Annotated in this window: 12 protein-coding genes and 1 tRNA gene; 8 read left to right on the forward strand and 5 right to left on the reverse strand. The window is 60.8% G+C overall.

Annotated elements, in window-relative coordinates; all coding sequences use genetic code 11:
- Positions 1–254: 254 nt before the first annotated feature.
- Complete coding sequence (locus BN5935_RS14570; RefSeq protein WP_082944168.1) at positions 255–539, forward strand: helix-turn-helix transcriptional regulator; 285 nt, start codon at positions 255–257, stop codon at positions 537–539.
- A gap of 54 nt (positions 540–593) precedes the next feature.
- Here BN5935_RS14570 and BN5935_RS14575 read toward each other — a convergent pair whose 3' ends face one another.
- The 3 genes from BN5935_RS14575 to BN5935_RS14585 form a co-directional block, all read right to left on the reverse strand.
- A complete protein-coding gene (locus tag BN5935_RS14575) occupies positions 594–1,688 on the reverse strand; it encodes an NAD(P)H-dependent flavin oxidoreductase (RefSeq protein ID WP_064976739.1) in 1,095 nt (364 codons plus the stop codon).
- A gap of 172 nt (positions 1,689–1,860) precedes the next feature.
- A complete protein-coding gene (gene terL / locus BN5935_RS14580; protein WP_064976992.1) occupies positions 1,861–3,300 on the reverse strand; it encodes a phage terminase large subunit in 1,440 nt (479 codons plus the stop codon).
- 205 nt (positions 3,301–3,505) lie between these two features.
- Positions 3,506–3,793 carry a hypothetical protein gene (locus tag BN5935_RS14585; protein ID WP_064976740.1) on the reverse strand — a complete coding sequence of 96 codons (288 nt, stop codon included), beginning with the start codon at positions 3,791–3,793 and terminating at the stop codon, positions 3,506–3,508.
- A 141-nt stretch (positions 3,794–3,934) separates the two neighbouring features.
- On the opposite strand from BN5935_RS14585, the gene BN5935_RS14590 reads away from it, so the two are divergent.
- The 3 genes from BN5935_RS14590 (at position 3,935) to BN5935_RS14605 (ending at position 6,709) form a co-directional block, all read left to right on the forward strand.
- Complete coding sequence (locus BN5935_RS14590) at positions 3,935–4,606, forward strand: XRE family transcriptional regulator (protein WP_064976741.1); 672 nt, start codon at positions 3,935–3,937, stop codon at positions 4,604–4,606.
- A gap of 449 nt (positions 4,607–5,055) precedes the next feature.
- Positions 5,056–5,898 carry a 5-dehydro-4-deoxy-D-glucuronate isomerase gene (gene kduI / locus BN5935_RS14600; RefSeq protein WP_064976743.1) on the forward strand — a complete coding sequence of 281 codons (843 nt, stop codon included), beginning with the start codon at positions 5,056–5,058 and terminating at the stop codon, positions 5,896–5,898.
- Positions 5,899–5,914: 16 nt separating this feature from the next.
- The gene (locus tag BN5935_RS14605) at positions 5,915–6,709 is read left to right on the forward strand and encodes a gluconate 5-dehydrogenase (RefSeq protein WP_064976744.1); all 795 of its coding nucleotides are present in this window, start codon (positions 5,915–5,917) and stop codon (positions 6,707–6,709) included.
- Positions 6,710–6,777: 68 nt separating this feature from the next.
- Here the strand turns inward: BN5935_RS14605 and BN5935_RS14610 are convergent, their stop codons facing one another.
- On the reverse strand, positions 6,778–8,391 hold the full coding sequence (locus tag BN5935_RS14610; protein WP_064976745.1) for an ABC-F family ATP-binding cassette domain-containing protein: 1,614 nt from the start codon (positions 8,389–8,391) through the stop codon (positions 6,778–6,780).
- Between the two features lie 482 nt (positions 8,392–8,873).
- Here BN5935_RS14610 and BN5935_RS14615 point away from each other — a divergent pair, with 482 nt between their 5' ends.
- From BN5935_RS14615 to BN5935_RS14630, 4 genes are all read left to right on the forward strand, one after another.
- Positions 8,874–10,718, forward strand: coding sequence for a 2-oxoacid:acceptor oxidoreductase subunit alpha (locus BN5935_RS14615; RefSeq protein ID WP_064976746.1), 1,845 nt, complete (start codon positions 8,874–8,876; stop codon positions 10,716–10,718).
- A gap of 2 nt (positions 10,719–10,720) precedes the next feature.
- Complete coding sequence (locus tag BN5935_RS14620; protein WP_064976747.1) at positions 10,721–11,752, forward strand: 2-oxoacid:ferredoxin oxidoreductase subunit beta; 1,032 nt, start codon at positions 10,721–10,723, stop codon at positions 11,750–11,752.
- Positions 11,753–11,866: 114 nt separating this feature from the next.
- A tRNA-Ala gene (locus BN5935_RS14625) sits at positions 11,867–11,940 on the forward strand.
- Between the two features lie 300 nt (positions 11,941–12,240).
- On the forward strand, positions 12,241–13,059 hold the full coding sequence (locus BN5935_RS14630; protein ID WP_147625848.1) for a glycosyltransferase family 32 protein: 819 nt from the start codon (positions 12,241–12,243) through the stop codon (positions 13,057–13,059).
- Positions 13,060–13,124: 65 nt separating this feature from the next.
- On the opposite strand, the gene BN5935_RS14635 is transcribed toward BN5935_RS14630, so the two are convergent.
- Positions 13,125–17,084: a hybrid sensor histidine kinase/response regulator transcription factor gene (locus BN5935_RS14635; protein ID WP_082944170.1), complete on the reverse strand. Its 3,960-nt coding sequence runs from the start codon at positions 17,082–17,084 to the stop codon at positions 13,125–13,127.
- Position 17,085 lies beyond the last annotated feature (1 nt).

The following is a 17,085-nucleotide window of genomic DNA, read 5'->3' on the forward strand; positions in this document are numbered from 1 at the left end:
CGCTTGACAGTGTTGGAAATCTGGTAAATTTTATTGACCCTGTTAAGCACATATTCCTGCTGTTACGGCGCGCCTGCGCCGGGACTGGCATGGGATATGATCCTACGTCACAACGGCGCGGGCTATATGTGCTTATTTTGGTCAAGGGTTTACCAGAACCTCCAACGGAAATAATGCAACAGTAGTCCGCGTTCGTTTTCGGGTATCATCGGACGGGCGCGGAGGGAATATGACCGCAAAATCGACACGACGCCATGAGCATGACAAAGGAACCCACCCGCGAACGCAACCTCGAAGACTGGAAACGCCTCGAACAGATCATCGACGAATCGGGGCTTTCGGTCAACGCCTTCGCCCGCCGTATCGGACTGCCGCGGGGCGAGAACCTCTACCAGATCCGGCGCGGCAACAACGGCATCAGCCGCGACTTGGCCCTGCGTATCCACGCCTGTTTTCCGCAATACGGCATCGGCTGGATAATCACCGGGGAGAAGGACACGCCGCCCGTCCTCCACGCGCCCTACCCCGGCTGGCTATGAAAAACCCTCCCGGCCATGGGGTCGGGAGGGTTTTTCGTTTCGTTTCGGCAGTGACTATTTCACACCGAATAGTTTGTCTTTCAAGGAGAATGCTTCATATTCGGCCCGCAGCGAGGCCATCAGGTCCCGCACCGACTGGATCTTATCGGCCCGCCAAGCGTTCGCACCGCAGAAGGCGTAGCCGTTGCGGAGCTTGCCCTTGAAAGCGTTGTAGAGCGCCAGCATGATGCAATAGGGGCTGTGCGTCACGTCGCAGGTCTTGATGCAGTCGAACGGGCAGTTCTTCGGGCGTTTCAGCCCCTCTTTCACCCGGTCGAGGAACGAGTTGTGGATGGCCCGGCCCGGCATGCCGACGGGGCTCTGGATGATCTCGATATCCTCCTCGTGAGCCTCGATGTAGCTCTGCTTGAAAGCCGGATCGGCATCGCACTCCTCGGTGGTGACGAAGCGCGTACCCATCTGGACGCCGTCGGCGCCCAGCTCCATGATGCGATAGATGTCCTCGCCCGTGTAGATGCCGCCGCCGGCGATCACCGGAATGCGGCAGTCGTGCTCACGCTCGAAAGCGCGGACCTCGGCGACGATCTCCGGGACGAGCGTCTCGAGCGAGTAGTGCTCGTCGGTGATCTGGTCGGCCTTGTAACCCAAGTGGCCGCCCGCCTTGGGGCCCTCGACGACGATGGCGTCGGGAATATACTTGTACTCCGCGAACCATTTCTGGCACAGCACCTTCGCGGCGCGTGCCGACGAAACGATCGGGGCCAGCTTGGTCTTGGCCCCCTCGGTCAGGAACGACGGCAGGTTGAGCGGCAGCCCGGCGCCCGAGAAGATGATGTCGGCTTTCTCGGCGATGGCGGTCTTCACCATGTCGGCGAAGTTCGACATGGCGACCATGACGTTGACGCCGATGATGCCGCGCGTGGCTTCGCGGGCCTTGCGGAGCTCCTCTTTCAGCCCCCAGACCGAGGCCGCGCGGTAGTCCTTCGAATAGTTGTTATAGATCACCCCGAGGCCCGCCGACGAGATAACGCCGACGCCGCCCTGATTGGCCACGGCCGAAGCCAGACCCGCGAGGGATACGCCTACGCCCATGCCGCCCTGAACGACGGGCATCGAGGCGCATAAATTTCCGATTTTCAGTGATTTCATTCCGTTTATTGTCAAAATTCGGTTATATAACCGGGGAACAAGGTACGGAAAATCGGGTCGGTTGGTTCCGCACGGGAACATATTTAACGCAGGCTTAACGCAGGACGGGGTCCGGACGGCATCGGTTCGCCCCCGCGCTTCCCATCCGGCGGGGCGCCCCGCCGTCTGCCGCTCACAGAAACCGCACGCCCCGGACCCGCTTTTGGCCCCGGCCCGCGGCCTCGCGTTCGACGATGCCCGTCACCACGTCGGCGGCGTCGTGCCAGCGGTTGGCGCGGAATTTCCGGCGGTAGGTCGTCAGGTGAGCGTACAGCTCGGGCCAGCGGAGGTTCCAGCCCCGGGGCCAGCGCACGAGGTGCAGGGCCGTGGCCGAGTTGGAGAGGATGCGGGCCTCCTTGTTGGCGCTCTGGTGAAACCACTCGATCCTCACGCCCGGCGCCAGCGCCTGCACCGCCCGGGCGAAGCCGCGGCCGCCGTTGTTGCTCTCGATGGCCGCCTGCCGCGTGTCGGAGCGCACGAGCATATCCCCCACCAGCGGTTCGGTCGTCTCCATCGGTTCGCGCGAGTAGACCGCATCGGTGACATAGATCACCCCGTCGGCGTCGACGGCATAGCAGAGCGAGCAGAGGTAGTCGTCGCCCGTGTCGGCCGTATCGGTGTAGTTGGCGCGGCGGACGATCTCGCGGGGCAGGTCGTCGTACTCGGCGAAATTCAGCCCGTACAGCAGTCCTTCGCGGGACGAGGGATGCCCCTGATACATCGCCTCGAACTGCAGAGGGTCCAGCCGCCGCTTGGCGGCCAGCAGCGAAGCGCCGTGCTGCTCCTCCCACAGCGCCTCGCCGGGCTGCCGGGGATCGACCTCCGTAGGCGGGCCGTTTTTCAGGGCCTCGAAATTGAGGTGCAGCCACCTGTCGGCGGACAGACACTCCAACTGCGACCACGCGCGCAGCTCCTCGACCGGTTCGCGGGCCGCGAGGGTGCCGATGAGGTCCTCCTCGTGCCAGCGGGTGAAGACGATCAGTTCACGCGAGGCGTTGTGCATACGAGTCCTCACGACGGAGGTGTACCACTCCCAGCAGTTGCCGCGGATCAGGGGCGAATTGGCCTCAAGCGCGTCTTTATATAAATCGTCCAAAACGAAGCAGTCCACGCGGTTGCCCGTCAGCGACCCCTCGCGCCCGACGGAGAGCAGTCCGCCCCGGCGGCCGATGATCTCGACCTCGTCGGCGGTGCGGATATAGCCCGGAGGTTTGGCCCCCTGCTTGATGGAGGTGTCGGGGAAAAAGGCGGCGTACTCCTGCGATTCGAGGATGCGCTGCACGCGGCGGTTGAACTTCGAGGCCAGCGACCCCGAATAGGAGGCGATGGCGACCCGCAGGTCGGGATCGAGCCCCAGCACATAGGCCGGGAGCAGGGTCGTGGCCCCGACGCTCTTGCCGTGCTGGGGCGGCATGGTGACGATCAGCCGCCGGATGCGTCCTGCGGCAAAGGCCTCCAGCACACGGTAATAGGCCCGGTGGAAGGGTTGCAGTTCGAGAAAGGGATAGACCCCGAGGGCGAAGTCGGCAAAGGCAGGCGGCGCGGCGGCAGGCGGCTTTTCGGAATACGGCACCTCCTCCGGAGACGCCGGCCCGCAGGTCATAAAAACCTCTGCGGAAGGCATTTCCGCAGAGGCAGGTTCGGTTGTTTTAACCATTGTGTAAAATAGTTGGTGAAAGAAAAACCCATGCGCGGCGCCGCGGCGGGCAGGTTTTTTGCGGGTAGCGCTCCGGCGGCAGCGCCGTGCCGGGAAAGGAGGGCCGGAGCGCGGCGGAGCGTCAGAGATACGCCCGCAGCTCGGAGAACGAGAAGTCGTTGAGCACCTCGCCGCCGTCGTCCGTGGTGTGGAACTCCCACCACACGGGCACCAGATCGGCGATCGTGTCCCGGTCGCCTTCGGGCAGGCGCTCGCGCCGCCGGTAGACGATCACCGAGGCCGTCAGCCGGCACTCCGTGTCGCCGAAGGGAAACGTGAGCGAACCCGAAAAGTAACTTCCGCCCCCGACGGCCTCCGCAAGACGCGCGGCCACTTCAAGGTAAAGTTCCGATGAAACCGAATAGATCATTGATTATGAACCGATTTTTTGCAAAAGAATTTGCAGATGAAAATAAATTGTTTAACTTTGCAGCACAAAGATAAGTTCAAATATTGAATCTACAATACAAAAGTACAAATATTTGATATCAATAATTCCAATAAGAAAGCCATGAACGGACGGGTGAAACTGATACGCAAACAACTCGAGATGACGCAAGAACAGCTGGCACAGCGACTTGGCATCGGGAAAGCGGCGCTCTCGATGATCGAGACCGGCAAGGCGGGACTCTCGACCCGCAACCGCAACATACTGGTTCAGGAATTGAACGTCAATCCCGAGTGGCTCGAAACCGGGAAAGGCAACATGTTCAACGCCGAACCCGACCTGACGGCCTACATGCACCGCACGGACAATTCGCTGCCGCTGCAGAGCGTGCCCCTCTACTCGATCGAGGGCACGGCGGGGCTGGTGCCGCTGTTCTCGGACCGGGTGCAGACCAAACCCGTCAATTTCATCCACATCCCCAACCTCCCGAAATGCGACGGGGCCATTTATATCGTCGGGGACTCGATGTACCCGCTGCTGAAAAGCGGCGACATCGTGCTTTACAAACAGTTGCACGACATCGACGACATCTTCTGGGGGGACATGTACCTGCTGTCGATCGACATCGACGGCGAAGAGTATGTGACGGTGAAATACATCCAGAAATCCGACCGCGAGGGCTATGTGAAGCTCGTGAGCCAGAACGTCCACCACGCCGACAAAGAGGTGGAGATCGCACGCATCCGCGCCATCGCGCTCGTAAAGGCAAGTATCAGGATGAACTCCATAAGGTAAGGTACAAGCAAAAGAACGAATAAGTGCCATCGGCACACGACTGAAAAGCAGGAACATGCGTGCAAGCACGGCAATGTTCCTGCTTTTCGGTTGTCCCGCCCGCGGTGTTCGTCCTTTTGCCGCCGCCCGCATGGAAAAGGCGAAGCGGCGCGAAACGAATGTGGAGCGGAGCGAGCCAATTCAACGCGATTTTTTACTGCCGCCGCCGGGATGGAGTCGCCGAAGCGACACGCAATGAAATGAAGCGAAGCGAGGCAATTCCCAAACAACTCCCCCTCTATCCCTCTCCGACCGCCATACTCCCCTCCCGGACAATTATTTCCGATTTTGGTGAACCAATTCCGGATTTTTTCACTATCTTTGCAAGGATGGAATTGGCGAACCAATTTCGAAAATTGAAGCCAAATCCAGCCGGAAAGACCACAATAAACTAAAATTTAGCGACTTATATGAAGACCAATTACGAAATCCGCTATGCGGCACATCCCGAGGATGCGAAAAGCTACGACACGGCGCGCCTGCGCCGCGATTTCCTGATCGAAAAAGTATTCACGGCCGACGAGGTCAACATGGTCTACTCGATGTACGACCGCATGATCGTCGGCGGCGCGATGCCCGTCGCCGAGACACTCAAGCTCGAGGTCATCGACCCGCTGAAGGCTCCGTTCTTCCTGACCCGCCGCGAGATGGGCATTTTCAACGTCGGAGGCCCCGGCGTGGTGAAGGCCGGCGACGCCGTATTCGAACTCGACTACAAGGAGGCCCTCTACCTCGGTTCGGGCGACCGCGAGGTGACGTTCGAAAGCAAGGACGCCAAGAATCCCGCGAAATTCTATTTCAACTCCACGACGGCCCACCGCAACTACCCCGACAAGAAGGTCACGAAGGCCGACGCCGTGGTGGCCCACATGGGTTCGCTCGAGGGTTCGAACGACCGCAACATCAACAAGATGATCGTCAATCAGGTGCTGCCGACCTGCCAGTTGCAGATGGGCATGACCGAGCTGCTGCCCGGCAGCGTGTGGAACACGATGCCCGCGCATGTGCACTCGCGCCGCATGGAGGCCTATTTCTATTTCGAGGTGCCCGAAGAGCACGCCGTATGCCACCTGATGGGCGAGGTCGACGAGACGCGCCATATCTGGATGAAGGGCGATCAGGCCGTGCTGTCGCCCGAATGGTCGATCCACAGCGCCGCCGCGACCCACAACTACACGTTCATCTGGGGCATGGGCGGCGAGAACCTCGACTACGGCGACCAAGATTTTTCGAAAATTACGGATTTAAAGTAACAAATTCAATAAGACAATGGTAAATTTTTCACTGGAAGGTAAGGTAGCGCTCGTGACGGGCGCCTCTTACGGCATCGGATTCGCGCTGGCGACGGCTTTCGCACGTCAGGGCGCAAAGATCGTTTTCAACGACATCAAACAGGAATTGGTAGACAAGGGTCTGGCCGCTTACAAGGCCGAGGGCATCGAGGCCAAAGGCTACGTCTGCGACGTGACCAACGAGGAGCAGGTGAACGCCATGGTGGCGCAGATCGAAAAGGAGGTCGGCGTGGTGGACATCCTCGTCAACAACGCCGGAATCATCAAGCGCATCCCGATGGTCGAAATGACCGCCGCGGAGTTCCGTCAGGTGATCGACATCGACCTCAACGGTCCCTTCATCGTGTCGAAAGCCGTCATCCCCTCGATGATCAAAAAGGGCAAGGGCAAGATCATCAACATCTGCTCGATGATGTCCGAACTGGGCCGCGAGACCGTGTCGGCATACGCCGCAGCCAAGGGCGGCCTGAAGATGCTGACCCGCAACATCGCTTCGGAGTACGGCGAATACAACATCCAGTGCAACGGCATCGGCCCGGGCTACATCGCAACGCCCCAGACCGCGCCGCTGCGCGAGCGTCAGGCCGACGGTTCGCGCCATCCGTTCGACTCGTTCATCGTGGCCAAAACCCCCGCGGCACGCTGGGGAACGCCCGAAGACCTGATGGGTCCCGCCGTATTCCTTGCGTCGGACGCCTCGGATTTCGTCAACGGCCACATTCTCTATGTGGACGGCGGTATTCTGGCCTACATCGGCAAGCAGCCGCAGTAAAAGAACACCCGTATATAAAGAATGCCCCTGCTCGGTGAGCAGGGGCATTTTCGTTTTCGATGCGGAGACTATGCCCACAGCGCCTCGAGACGCTGGGCGACGATCTCGTCCGTGATGTAATCGTCGTATTCCATATAGCGGTCGACCATGCCGTTGGGCGTGAGTTCGATGATGCGGTTGGCGACCGTATTGACAAATTCGTGGTCGTGGGAACTCAGCAGCACATTGCCCTTGAAGTTGATCAGCGAGTTGTTGAACGCCTGAATCGATTCGAGGTCTAGGTGGTTGGTCGGAGAGTCCAGCACGAGCGTATTGGGCTGCTGGATCATCATCTTCGACACCATGCAGCGCACCTTCTCGCCTCCCGAAAGCACGCTGACCTTTTTGTAAATCTCCTCGCCGCTGAAGAGCATCTTGCCCAGATAACCCCGCAGGTACATCTCCGAGGTGTCGGACGAGAACTGCGCCAGCCAGTCGACGATCGAGAGCTGGCTCTCGAAATAGGGGGCGTTATTGAGCGGCAGGTAAGCGTAGTTAATCGTCGTACCCCACTCCACAACGCCCGAATCGGCCTTGTCGTCGCCGACCAGAATGTCGAACAGCGCCGAAACAGCACGCGGGTCGCGTGCGAGGAACGCGATCTTGTCGCCCTTCTCGACCGTGAAGCTGACGTTGCTGAACAGCCGTTCGCCGTTGACGGTCTTGCACAGTTCGTCGACCCCGAGGATCTTCGTGCCGGCCTCGCGTTCGGGCTGGAAGATGATGCCCGGATATTTGCGCATCGAGGGCTTGATCTCCTCGATATTGAGCCGCTCGAGCATCTTCTTGCGCGAGGTCGTCTGCTTCGATTTGGCGACGTTGGCGCTGAACCGCTGGATGAACTCCAACAACTCCTTTTTCTTCTCCTCGGCCTTCTTGTTCTGGTTCTGCTGCTGGCGCAGGGCGAGCTGACTCGACTCGTACCAGAAACTGTAGTTACCCGAGAAAAGGTTGATATCGTTGTAGTCGATGTCGACGGTATGCGTACACACCGAGTCGAGGAAGTGGCGGTCGTGCGAAACGACGAGCACCGTATTTTCGTAATTCGACAGGTAGTTTTCGAGCCATGCGATCGTCGTCCGGTCGAGGTCGTTGGTCGGCTCGTCGAGCAGCAGGTTGTCGGGTTTGCCGAACAGCGCCTGCGCCAGCAGCACGCGCACTTTCTCCTTGGCACTCAGGTCGCTCATCAACTGGTAGTGCAGCGCCTCCTTGACCCCGAGGCTGCTCAGGAGGTTGGCGGCGTCGCTCTCGGCGTTCCAGCCCTGCATCTCCGCAAACTTCTCCTCCAGCTCCCCGGCCCGCAGCCCGTCCTGCTCCGAAAAATCGGGCTTGGCATACAACTCCTCCTTTTCCTTCATCGTGTTCCACAGGGGCTGGTGTCCCATCAGCACCGTGTCGAGGACCGTATATGCGTCGTACTCGAAGTGGTCCTGTTTGAGAACCGACAACCGTTCGCCCGAGCCGAACGCCACGCTGCCCCGCGACGGGGTCACCTCGCCGCTGAGCACTTTGAGGAACGTGGACTTGCCCGCTCCGTTGGCTCCGATCACACCGTAGCAGTTGCCCGGGGTGAATTTGAGGTTGATATCCTTGAAAAGAACCCGTTTTCCGTATTGCACCTCTAAATTTGAAACTGTAATCATCCTTAATAACTGAATTTGACGGCACAAAAGTAGTCCAAAAGAACGAGTATACCGCACCGAAATGAAAAAATCGGCCGGATCGTCGCTTTTCGGCACCAGATACCGGCATCGCATCCGGTCCCGGCATCCCGCATTCGAAGCGTCCGGGCCCGGATCTCGGAAGGCCGGTTTGCGAAAAATTTTAATAACGCATCCGGTTTCAGATACTCCGCCGGACTGGGATTTTCAATAACACCCGGGTGGAAAAGTTTTTATTTGAATTACAAACTGTTAGCATTTCGGGACGGCGCAATTCGACAGTCGGGCGTCAGGGGACCTAAAAAATCGGCCGAAAAAGACCATTTTGACAATTTATTTAATATATTTGCATAATATAGGATGCGGTTGGGCATCGACTGCGAACAAGTTCGCCGCTTTGTCCCCACCTTTCACTATATTATTTATGAAATCGTTGTATTAACCCCTAATCTGAAATCAAAATCATGGAACAAACAAAAGTGCGGGAGTTGCAGGATGTCGTGATACGCTTCTCGGGCGATTCGGGCGACGGAATGCAGCTTACGGGCACGCTCTTTTCCGACACTTCGGCGCTGCTGGGGAACGGCATCTCGACCTTCCCCGACTACCCGGCCGAAATCCGCGCCCCGCAGGGAACCGTGGCGGGCGTCTCGGGATTCCAGGTACATTTCGGCGACCACCGTGAGCTCAACCCCGGCGATTACTGCGACGTGCTGGTGGCCATGAACCCCGCGGCGCTCAAGGCCAACCGCAAGTGGCTCAAGGCCGGTGCCACGGTCATCCTCGACGGAGACTCGCTCACCGAGGAGCATCTCAAAAAGGCGGGGTTCGCAACGCTGGACCCGCTGGAGGAGCTCAAGCTCGACGAGTACAACGTCGTGATCCCCGACATTACGTCCATGACACGCGAGGCGCTCAAAGAGACCGGACTCGACAACAAGGCGGTGGTCAAGTGCAAGAACATGTTCGCACTGGGCATCTGCTTCTGGCTGTTCGACCGTCCGGAAGATTACGCCCTCAAATACCTCGACGGCAAGTTCGCCAAGAAGAACCCCGCCGTGGCCGAGGCCAACAAACTGGCCATCGCCGCAGGTTATAACTACGCGGCCAACACCCACCAGTTCGCCAACAACTACACCGTGGCCCCGGCTCCCCGCGAAAAGGGCACCTACCGCTCGATCAACGGCAACGTCGCCACGGCATGGGGACTGTGCGCCGCCGCCGAGAAGGCCGGACTGCCGCTCTTCTGCGGTTCGTACCCCATCACCCCGGCGACGGTGATCCTCGAGGAGCTGGCCAAGCGCAAGGACCTCGGCGTGAAGACCGTGCAGGCCGAGGACGAGATCGCGGGCATCTGCACCGCCATCGGAGCCGCCTTTGCGGGTAACTTCGCCGTGACGACCACCTCGGGACCGGGCCTGTCGCTCAAGAGCGAGGCGCTGGGTCTGGCCGTGATGACCGAACTGCCGCTCGTGGTGGTGGACGTACAGCGCGGAGGACCCTCGACGGGACTCCCGACCAAGACCGAACAGAGTGACTTGGCGCAGGCGCTCTACGGCCGCAACGGCGAATGCCCGGTGATCGTCGTGGCCGCATCGTCGCCCAGCGACTGCTTCCACTACGCATTCGAGGCCGGACGCCTCGCCATGGAGCACATGACGCCCGTCATCCTGCTCACCGACGGATTCATCGCCAACGGTTCGGAGCCGTGGCGCATCCCGCAGATGAAGGACTACCCCGCCATCCAGCCCCCGATCGTCGACAAAGCTCCCGAAGGCGGATTCATGCCTTATGTGCGCAACGAGAAACTGGCCCGCGGCTGGGCGTTCCCCGGCAAGGTGGGACTGGAGCACCGCGTGGGCGGACTGGAGAAGGACTGCGTGAAGGGCTGTATCTCGCACGACCCGGCCAACCACCAGAAGATGACGCACGCACGCGCCGAGAAGGTGGCCAAAGCCGCCGAGGACATTCCGGCCCAGACCGTTTACGGCGAGGCCGAGGGCGACCTGCTGGTCGTAGGCTGGGGCGGCACGCGCGGCCATCTGCAAAATGCCGTGGACGAGATGCGCAAAGAGGGCAAGAAGGTTTCGCTGTGCCATTTCAACTACATCAACCCGCTGCCGAAGGGCGTGCGCGGGATTTTTGCGAAATTCCGGAAGATCGTCGTCTGCGAGCTGAACGAAGGCCAGTTCGCCAACTACCTGCGCCAGAACTTCCAAGAGTTCCCCTACGACCAGTACAACAAGTGCGAGGGACTGCCCTTCACGGTTGTAGAGCTTAAAAAGAAATTCGAATCCTTACTGAAGTAACCATGGCAGACTACAAATACACCCCTGCGGATTTCAAGAGCGACCAAGAGGTACGCTGGTGCCCCGGATGCGGCGACCACGCCATTCTGAACGCCGTACAGCGCGCGCTGCCCGAGATTGCCGACGCGCTCGACACCCCACACAACCTGTTCACGTTCGTCTCGGGCATCGGCTGCTCGTCGCGTTTCATCTACTACATGAAGACCTACGGATTCCACTCCGTGCACGGACGCGCCAACGCCGTGGCGACGGGCGTCAAGACCGCCAACCCGCGCCTCTCGGTGTGGGTCACCACAGGCGACGGCGACTCGCTGGCCATCGGCGGCAACCACTTCATCCACGCCATCCGCCGCAATGTGGACCTGAACGTCATCCTGTTCAACAACGAGATCTACGGCCTCACCAAAGGCCAGTACTCCCCCACCTCGAAGCTGGGCAAGATCACCAAGACCTCGCCTTACGGCACGGTCGAGAAGCCGTTCAACCCCGGCGAACTGGTGATCGGCGCCAAAGGCACGTTCTTCGCCCGTTCGATCGACATGGAGGTCCAACTTTCGAAGGAATGCATGGTCGCCGCCGCCAAGCACAAGGGCATGTCGGTGATCGAGGTCTTGCAGAACTGCGTGATCTTCAACGACAAGACCCACTACGACTTCGCCGCCGACAAGGCCACGCGCGCCGAGCGCACCGTAACGCTGCGCCACGGCGAGAAGATGCTCTTCGGCGCCAACCGGGAGAAGGGCATCGTGTTCGAGAACATGAAGTTGAAGGTGGTGACCGTGGGTCAGGACGGCTATACGCTGGACGACGTGCTGACGCACGACGCCCACGAACGCGACACGACGCTGCACTCGATGCTGGCAGCCATGAAGTACCCCGACTATCCGGTCGCCGTAGGTGTGATCCGCGAGGTCGAGGACGACTCGGTCTACGACCTCGCGGTGGAGCGTCAGGTCGAGGAGGTGAAAGCCGCGAGCAAGATTCACTGTGTGGACGACCTGCTGCGTTCGGGCTCCACATGGGAGGTGGAATAATCTGTTTTTCCACAGCTGAAACACCTCGGGACGCTGAAAAATATTTTTCAGCGTCTCTTTTTTTGCTCCGGATTTTGCAGAATAAAAAAATCCGATTATCTTTGCAACCGCAATGGGGGATTAGCTCAGTTGGCTAGAGCGCTTGCATGGCATGCAAGAGGTCACGAGTTCGACTCTCGTATTCTCCACAAAAAGAGACCGTCACGATGTGACGGTCTCTTTTTTCGGTTTTGGCGGTCACTCCGTAACCGGGATATTGCCGGCCGCAGATGCCCGCCCACGAAGCACAGGCGCTTGATGTTGCCGAGGTTGACACACCGCCCGGCATACCCGGCCAGCCGCCGGGCTAAAGTTCCCGGGCTCTCGGGGACCGCGTGTGCAACGCCGTGCTGAAAAAGAGCTCGACGTTCGCGGAAAATAAATCGGACGGCCCCGCGGCAGACGGATTATTTTCGTATATTTGGTGTCGTAACGACTCGTTCGGCTCGATGTCGAACCTGATAAATAGAGCTCCAAATACAGGCGTCACTTATCATGATACCGAAGAAAATTCATTGTTGCTGGCTGGGGGGGGGAATTATCCTCCCAAAATACAGGAGTGCATCGAATCTTGGCGGCGGGTGCTGCCCGATTACGAAATCATCGTCTGGGATACGAGCCGATTCGATGTCCGTTCGGTACCGTGGGTCCGGAGAGCTTTCAGGCTCAAGAAATATGCCTTTGCGGCCGACTATATCCGCCACTACGCGCTCTACACCGAAGGCGGTATCTATCTGGACATGGATATCGAGGTCCGCAAACCTTTCGACGAACTGCTCACCGCATCGCAGCTCTTTGCCGTGGTCGAGGTCAACGAAGAGGTGCTTGCCCGCAATATCGAGGACGGTCTGCTGGACCGGGAAGGACACCTGCTGACCAGAAAGCCCCGCTATAATCTGGGATTGGGAATCCAATCGGCAGCTTTCGGCAGCGAAGCCGGGCACCCCTATCTCCGCAAATGCCTCGACTGGTACGAAAGTCACCGCTTCCGGGACAACGACGGCCAATCCTACTACGGCAACGTAATCGCCCCCGACATCATGGCTTGGGCAGCCGTCCCCTACGGATTCCGCTACCGCGACGAGGAACAGTCGCTTGCCGACGGAATGCATGTATATCCCTCGCATTATGTGGCCGGATGGCCGGAACGCGCCTGCGACGGCAACTATGCCATACACCACTGTATCGGAAGCTGGCGGATAAAACGCAAAAAATGGTATTCCCGCTGGTGGAAAGGCATGATGCGCCGGTTCGGACTGCACAAATAACCTGCAAAACCATCCGCCGCAGCTCTTCGGTTGCGGCGGATGGTTCGTAACAGGGATTGCGTTACTCAACCTCGCCGAGACGCACTTCGTCTCGATTGCGGGACTTGGCTCGGGCTCTCGCCGAAATGTTTTTTGAAGACCGTGCTGAAATATTTGGCGTCGGAGAAGCCCGCCAGCACCGCCACCTCGGCCACGGAGTGGTCGGCAGACTGCAACAACTCGTAGGCCCGGCGCAGGCGGATGCCGCGGATGAAGTCGCTGGGCGACTGTCCGGCCAGCGCACGCAGTTTTTCGTACATCAGCGTCCGGCTGACAGCCATCTCGCGGCACAGGTCGTTGATCGAAAAGGCGCTGTCGGAGAGGTTCGCGGCCACGACCTCAATACTGCGGCGCAGGAAATCGTTGTCGATGCCGTTGATGGCCGGGGCGACCTCGGAAGCCTCTCCCGGAGATGCCATGCGCTCGACAACGGCATTGCCCTGCTCGCGGATGATGCGGCGGGTCTGCATCAGGTTGTTGAGCTTCATGTGCAGCACGTCGATGCTGAAAGGCTTGGTGATGTAGTCGTTGGCGCCCGATTCGAAACCGCTCAGGATGCTCTCCTGCCGGGTGCAGGCCGTGAGCAGGATGACGAACAGGTGCGACGTGGCGATGTCGCCCTTGAGACGCGCACAGAGTTCGATGCCGGAGATCCCGCCGCCCATCATGACGTCCGAGATCACGATGTCCACGCTGTGCCCGGCGAGGAAGGCCAGCGCCTCCTCGCCCGACGCCACGGCATAGACCTTATAATCCGACGAGAGCGAATAGGAAAGGTAGCTGCGCATGTCGGCGTTGTCCTCGACGACCAGCACGCGGTCCATGCCCTCGCAAAGCTCCTCGCCGCCACCGGGCTCCCCCTCCGGCACCGGGTCCGGGCCTTTCGGAACGGCCACTGCGGCCTCGGCCGGGGCCTCGACGCAGGGCAGCGTCAGCCGGAAGACGGTGCCCTCGCCCTCGCGGCTGTCGAAGGCCAGCGTACCTTTCATGCGGCCCACCAGCCGGCGGGTGATGACCAGCCCCACCCCGCTGCCGATCTCTCCGGTCTGCACGGCGTTCTGCGAACGGTAGAACTTGCGGAAAATATGCTTGCGGTCGCCTTCGGCGATGCCGATGCCCGTGTCGCAGACTTCGAAAACGAGTTTTTTGCCGCTGCGCGACAGCCGCACGGTGACCCGGCCGCCGCGGGGCGTATACTTCACGGCATTCGACAGAAGGTTGTCGAGCACATGGTTGAATTTGTCGAAATCGACCATGACGACGACCCCGTCCGTTCCGTCCTCCAGACAGAGCGTCACCCCCTTGCGGGCGGCCATCGGTTCGAACTCGTCGCATTTCCGGCGCAGGAGCTTCCCGGGGCAGACTGCCGAAGGCACGACCGCCGAGGCCGCGATCTCCATCTTGTGAATATCCAGCAATCCCTGCACCATCGAGAAGAGTTTTTCGCAGTTCTGCCGGGCCAGATCGAGGCAGTAGGCGCCCTGCTCGCTCAGCGTCTCGCGGCTCAGGTCGCGCAGGGGTGCGATCACGAGCGACAGCGGCGTGCGGATGTCGTGGGCGATGTCGATGAACAGCGAGAGTTTCTCGTCCATGTGCCGGCGCTCCTGCCGGCGCTGCCACCAGCGGGCCGCGGCACAGAGCAATGCCAACAGCGCCAGCAGGTAGACGGCCATCGCCGTGCCCGTGGCCCACCACGGCGGCAGGACCCGGAGTCCGATCGCCCGCTCCACCAGCACGGCGCGGCTCTCCTTGTCGATACACCGCACGCGGAAACGATATTCCCCCGGAGGAATGTTCGTGTACTCCGCCCCGCTGTAACTGCCCGCCGGGAGCCACTTCCCGTCGAAGCCCTCGAGGCGATAGGTATAAAGGTATTTGTCCGAATGGTAGAGGTCCAGCGCCGTGAATCCGAACGAGAAGGTGTTCTGGCGGTGGCGCAGGCGGATGTGCTCCACCCGGTCGATCGGAGCCGTCAGCACGCCGGGGGCCGACTGCGCCGTGACGGGTTCGTAGAAGAGCCTAAACTCCGTGAAGCGGAACTCCACCTTCGGGGAGGCCGGGCGGATGACCTGCGGGTCGAAGAGCAGGCATCCGGCGATGCTGCCGAAGGCAATGCGGCCGTCGCGCAGCGTACAGCCCGACGAAAAGACGAACTGGCTGACGGGCGGCTGCCCGATGTTGAACAGCAGACGCCGTTCGCGCGGATCGAAACAGCAGATGCCGCCGTCGGTGCTGATCCAGAGGTTCCCGGCGCGGTCCTGCTGGATGCTGAAGATGAAATTCGACGGCAGGCCGTCCTCCATCGTGAAGTTGCGCACCGTCCCGTCGCCGAGGTCGAAGAGGTTCAGTCCTCCGCCCGAAGTTCCGAACCAGAGTTCGTCGCCGAGCGCGATGCTGTTGTAGATAAAGCTGTTGGAACGCACGCCGTAGTCGTCCGGATCGGCGAACAGGCGGCGGAAAGTGCCGTTGCGGCGGTTCAGCAGGCAGAAGCCCCGTGTGGTGTTGACCATGAGCCGGTCGGCATCGACCCGCACGACGGAGTTGACGCCCCGGATGTCGTAAGCGGTCTGCCCGCCGCCGTGCAGACACGTCAGGCGGTTGTTCAGGCCCCCGAACCAGACATTGCCGTCGTCGTCGACCAGCGAGGCGTAGATGCAGTCGGCCCGGGAGCCGCCCCCGAGCGAACGGACCGACCGCACGACGCGACCGCCCCCGCGTTTGTCGAGCAGATGGACGCCCGTGCTGTATCCGCCGCACCAGACCCGCCCGTCGGTCGTCTCGCAGAGTGTCAGGTAGGTGTTGTCGTCGCGGATGAGCTGGCTCCAGCGGTTCTCGCGCACCCGCCACAGGCTCACGCCGTGGTTGGTGGCAAACCACATGTCGCCGTCGCGGTCCTCCAGCACGGCGTTGACATGATTGTCGCCCAGCGACTGCCCGGGGTCGCCGAAAGGCGTCCGGGAGATCAGGCAGAATTTGTCCGAAACATCGACCAGCGAGATGCCGCCCGTATAGGTGGCCACCCAGACGTGTTCGCCGTCGGGCAGCAGGTCGTAGACGCCGTTGCCCCTGAGCTGGCCGCCGAACTCCTCGTTCTCCGAGAGGTAGCGCGCCGCACGCCGGGCCTGCAGGTCGAGCAGGTAGACGCCGCCGCCGTCGATCCCCGCCAGCAGTTTGTCGCCGCCCATCGGCCGGATCACGCGGATCGGGCTGGCGGGAATGTGCCGCAGCCACGGAGCCCCGGCCTCGCGCCCTGCCGTGAGGTCCCACAACCGCAGTCCCGAACCGAAAGTCCCCGCCCAGAGCAAGCCGCTCCGGCTATCGTAATAGATCGACGTCACGTTGTGCTCCGCCAGTATGCGCTCACCGTCGGAAAGGGGTGTGCCGCCCGACAGCAGGGAAATGCCCTCATTCGTCCCGACGGCCAGATTGTCGTCGGCGAGGGGCACGATGCAGTTGACGTTGTGTCCTGCCAGACGGAGGGAGGTATGTTCCCGGTCGGGCGAGAAGGTCCGGGCGTCGGCTTCGAGAAGCCCCGCGGTCGTGCCGAGCCACAGCCGGCCGGCGGCATCGAAGAAGATGTCGTTGAGCAGCACCCCGGGATCGTAGTCCGGCAGGTTGAGCCGCTGTTCGAAGGAGTCGGACCAAGGGTTGTAGCAGAAGAGTTTGCCGCTGTCGGTAAAGACCCACAGACGCCCCTCGCGGTCGATGCGCAGGGCCGTCTGGTGGCCGTCGCCGTCGGTCAGCAGTTCGGAGCCGACCAGCGGGTAATAGCGTACCGAACGGCCGTCGAAACGGCTCGCACCCGTGCGGGTGACCATCCACACATAGCCGTCGGCGTCTTTGGCCACGTTGAACACGGCCCGCCCGTCGAGCGAACGCAGCGGAGCGGGCGTCGTGCCCCTCGGGACATCGGCGGGAGCCGCGGAAAGCCCCGGAACGAGGCACCCCAGCAGCAGCGCCAACAGCAGGTATCTGAGTCTCTTCATC

The sequence above is a fragment of the Alistipes provencensis genome (genome assembly GCF_900083545.1).
GTDB lineage: Bacteria > Bacteroidota > Bacteroidia > Bacteroidales > Rikenellaceae > Alistipes > Alistipes provencensis.

Bases quoted from the DNA above. Each gene is read 5' to 3' on its own strand.
- BN5935_RS14570 (WP_082944168.1), top strand. From the start codon at position 255: ATGAGCATGACAAAGGAACCCACCCGCGAACGCAACCTCGAAGACTGG.
- BN5935_RS14575 (WP_064976739.1), bottom strand. From the start codon at position 1,688: ATGAAATCACTGAAAATCGGAAATTTATGCGCCTCGATGCCCGTCGTT.
- BN5935_RS14585 (WP_064976740.1), bottom strand. From the start codon at position 3,793: ATGATCTATTCGGTTTCATCGGAACTTTACCTTGAAGTGGCCGCGCGT.
- BN5935_RS14590 (WP_064976741.1), top strand. From the start codon at position 3,935: ATGAACGGACGGGTGAAACTGATACGCAAACAACTCGAGATGACGCAA.
- kduI (WP_064976743.1), top strand. From the start codon at position 5,056: ATGAAGACCAATTACGAAATCCGCTATGCGGCACATCCCGAGGATGCG.
- BN5935_RS14605 (WP_064976744.1), top strand. From the start codon at position 5,915: ATGGTAAATTTTTCACTGGAAGGTAAGGTAGCGCTCGTGACGGGCGCC.
- BN5935_RS14610 (WP_064976745.1), bottom strand. From the start codon at position 8,391: ATGATTACAGTTTCAAATTTAGAGGTGCAATACGGAAAACGGGTTCTT.
- BN5935_RS14615 (WP_064976746.1), top strand. From the start codon at position 8,874: ATGGAACAAACAAAAGTGCGGGAGTTGCAGGATGTCGTGATACGCTTC.
- BN5935_RS14620 (WP_064976747.1), top strand. From the start codon at position 10,721: ATGGCAGACTACAAATACACCCCTGCGGATTTCAAGAGCGACCAAGAG.
- BN5935_RS14630 (WP_147625848.1), top strand. From the start codon at position 12,241: ATGTCGAACCTGATAAATAGAGCTCCAAATACAGGCGTCACTTATCAT.
- BN5935_RS14635 (WP_082944170.1), bottom strand. From the start codon at position 17,084: ATGAAGAGACTCAGATACCTGCTGTTGGCGCTGCTGCTGGGGTGCCTC.